We start from the raw sequence: 3,086 nt of genomic DNA on the forward strand, positions 1-3,086 counted from the left end.
AGGCCCGAAGGGAGCAAGTCTCGGAGGGCGGGTGCTATGAAACAGAAAGCCCCTATCAGCAATGTTAGGGAATCCCGCGCTGTCACGCAAGTGCAGCGTCAGGAGGATGTCAAGGATGGAGTGACTGCGAGGCTAGAAATAGGACAATAAAGTACAGAACCGATTAAATTTAACTCTCAAACTAGGGTTTAATTTTTTGTCACATACTTATAAATTTCCCCGCCGACCTACTTAAAATTAGATTGATATATTATTAATGAATAGAAATATATTTGCTCAAGAGGCGATCGCCCAAATACCTAAAATATTGACTTTAATGGATCGAAATGTTCATAGCTACAACTATGGCTGTTTTGATCGAAATTTTTGGCAGTATAAAATTATAGATTTTCCCAGTGGAATGAGCCAAGAATTTGTTTTTCCTTTAGCTTTAGCTTATAAAACCAATATTCCTGAAAATCATTTTTATGGTCAAGAAATTATTAGAGATTGGGTAGAAGCGGGAATTTTATTTGCTGCCAAAAGCGCTCATAAAGATGGTTCTTGTGATGATTATTTTCCTTTTGAAAGAGCAGGAGGAGCAGCAGCATTTTCTTTATTAGCTTGTATTGAAAGTTATAAGTTAATGGAATTAGATAATCCAAATGCTTTAAGATTTTTTGAAAAAAGAGCTGATTGGTTAGCACATCATCAAGAAAGTGGCAGACTGACAAATCATCAAGCATTAATTGTTTTATGCTTAGAGTTACTTTCTGATTTATTAAAAACTGATAAATGGAATCAAAGTAAACAAGAGCGTTTAGAACAAGTTTTATCATGGCAAAACCATGAAGGTTGGTTTCAAGAGTATGAAGGATGCGACCCAGGTTATCATACTTTAACTATCTCTTGTTTAGCATGGATTTATGAACTTAATCCTAATATCGATCTAAAAGGTGCTTTAGCGAAAGCTGTTGCTCTTGCTAGTCATTTTGTTCATCCAGATGGGTCTTATGGTGGAGAATATACCAGTCGTAATACTTATAATTTCTTTCCCTATGGCTTTGAATTAGTGGGCAAATGGATGCCAGAAGCATTGAATATTAACGATCGCTTTTTAAAGGGTTTAGAAAAAGGATTAAATCCTTGTTATGCGGACGATCATATAGTAGGACATCATACTTGGAATTACCTTTTAGCTTGGCGTGATTTTGTTGAAGTTCGACCTGATTTATCCCCTCGCCCTCAGGGAAGATTTCATTTAAAAGAAGGAGGTATTTTAATAGATAGGAGGGAAAATACTGAACTTTATCTTGCTCTTAATAAAGGCGGAGTTTTCAAACTATTTCGTGACAATAAATTAATTCTTTCTGATACTCAATTTTCTCTGTTAATCAAGGAAGGAAATAAAGTAAAAAATGCAGTAGCTCATTTAGTTAGCTCTCGTTACAAAATTGAACTAGGGGAAAATGAAATTATTATTCAAGGTTCTTTAGGTTGGGCAAAACAAAAACAAATGACTAGCTTTAATTTAATTGTTTTAAGAATAGTTATGTTTACACTAGGACGTTTTTTCCCAAATTTAATCCGTAAAACTCTGCAAAAAATACTGATTACTGGTAAGAAAAATGCTCCTTTTGGCTTCTATCGTTCTTTACAATGGAATAATGGCAATTGGGTTGTTTACGATCAATTAACTGCAGAATCATGGGATTCCGTTATTGCAGGGGGAATAGGTTGCGATCAAACTTCTATATATGTAGTTATGAGTCGAACTTTTCAAGAAGGACAGCTACAACGTTGGCTCGATCTTACTCCACAAATAAAACAACTTGAACCCAAGCAAAATTTAACATTAGAAAGAAAATTATAAGTAACTAAATAGCCATAATTAATCATCTAATAAATCCAATGAAAAAATATATTTCGATTGCCGTAAGCGTTGCTATTCTACTAATTATTTACTCTAAAATTGACCTACAAAATTTAGCAAAAGTTTTTGCTAATTGTGATGGTTTAATCATGTTTTTGTCCTTAGCAATGGTAATTCCCATTACTTTATTTACCTCATGGCGATTACAACAATTAATGCCTAAAGGAAGCAGTTTAGATTTTCTGGAAGCAAATCGTTTGATTTTAGGTGCTAGTGTTTTGAATATGGTTTTACCATCAAAAATGGGTGATATTGCTAAGGCTTATTTTATGAAAGATAGAGGACATTTAAGTGGTACTCTATCTCTCTCTTTAGTAGTCTTTGAAAAAGCCTGTGATATGTTATCACTACTTTTATGGTGTGTATTTGGCTTGATAGTTTATCCTGACAAGAATTCTCTTTTCTGGTTGATGACTATAGGAGTAGGAGTAGGTTTAATATTAGGTTTAATTCTCTTAGGTTCTAGAAAATTTGCTATTGTTTTTTTTGACATTGGGATTAAGATTTTACCTAAAAAAATAGGGAAAAAATTAGAGAGTTTAAAAGAATCATGGTTAGAAATGCACGATTATTTTTGGGAGGATAAAAGGCAATTAATTAAAGTTTCTACTACTTCTATTTTTATTTGGTTTCTACATTTATTTCAAATCTGGTTATTCATTTTAGCTCTTAAAGCAGATGTTCCTTTCTTGACTAATTTAGCCTTATCTCCTCTGGCGATTTTAGCTGGTTTATTACCACTTACTTTTGCTGGAGTGGGTACTCGTGATGCTGCTTTGATTTTATTTTATCAACCTTATTTTGGAGAAGCTACAGGAGCAGCTTTAGGTTTATTATGCACTTCTCGTTATTTTCTTCCTGCGATTATTGGTTTACCCTTTTTAGGAGAAATGATGGCAACAGTTAAACAAATGAACAAAAATCAACAGTTTTGATATTTAAGATTGAGTCAACAATAAATGCGGTTAAAGTTTTTGAAATCACGGGGTGACAAGCAGCTCAAAACTATTGTTGGATAAGGGTTTAAAGAATATAAGCAGCGGTAAAAAATTGACAGGTTTTGTGAGAATGACAATCATTCTTGTTGGTGGTGTGGATGCAGCTTTTCCTATTAATTAATTAGGGTTTGCTGAAAAAGTCTTATGGGTGAGGGTAGGAGGACCGAGTCAGGAGA

The 3,086-nt window shown here is 33.8% G+C and carries 2 protein-coding genes; both read left to right on the forward strand.

Annotated elements, in window-relative coordinates; all coding sequences use genetic code 11:
- The first annotated feature begins 256 nt into the window (after positions 1 to 256).
- Positions 257 to 1,852: a hypothetical protein gene (locus tag D5R40_RS31530; RefSeq protein WP_124146508.1), complete on the forward strand. Its 1,596-nt coding sequence runs from the start codon at positions 257 to 259 to the stop codon at positions 1,850 to 1,852.
- A 38-nt stretch (positions 1,853 to 1,890) separates the two neighbouring features.
- On the forward strand, positions 1,891 to 2,847 hold the full coding sequence (locus D5R40_RS31535) for a lysylphosphatidylglycerol synthase transmembrane domain-containing protein (protein ID WP_124146507.1): 957 nt from the start codon (positions 1,891 to 1,893) through the stop codon (positions 2,845 to 2,847).
- Positions 2,848 to 3,086: the final 239 nt, after the last annotated feature.

It is taken from the genome of Okeania hirsuta, from assembly GCF_003838195.1.
GTDB classification, from domain to species: Bacteria; Cyanobacteriota; Cyanobacteriia; order Cyanobacteriales; family Microcoleaceae; genus Okeania; species Okeania hirsuta.

What these genes read in the sequence shown, in the direction of transcription:
- D5R40_RS31530 (WP_124146508.1), top strand. Translation starts at nt 257, where the DNA reads ATGAATAGAAATATATTTGCTCAAGAGGCGATCGCCCAAATACCTAAA.
- D5R40_RS31535 (WP_124146507.1), top strand. Translation starts at nt 1,891, where the DNA reads ATGAAAAAATATATTTCGATTGCCGTAAGCGTTGCTATTCTACTAATT.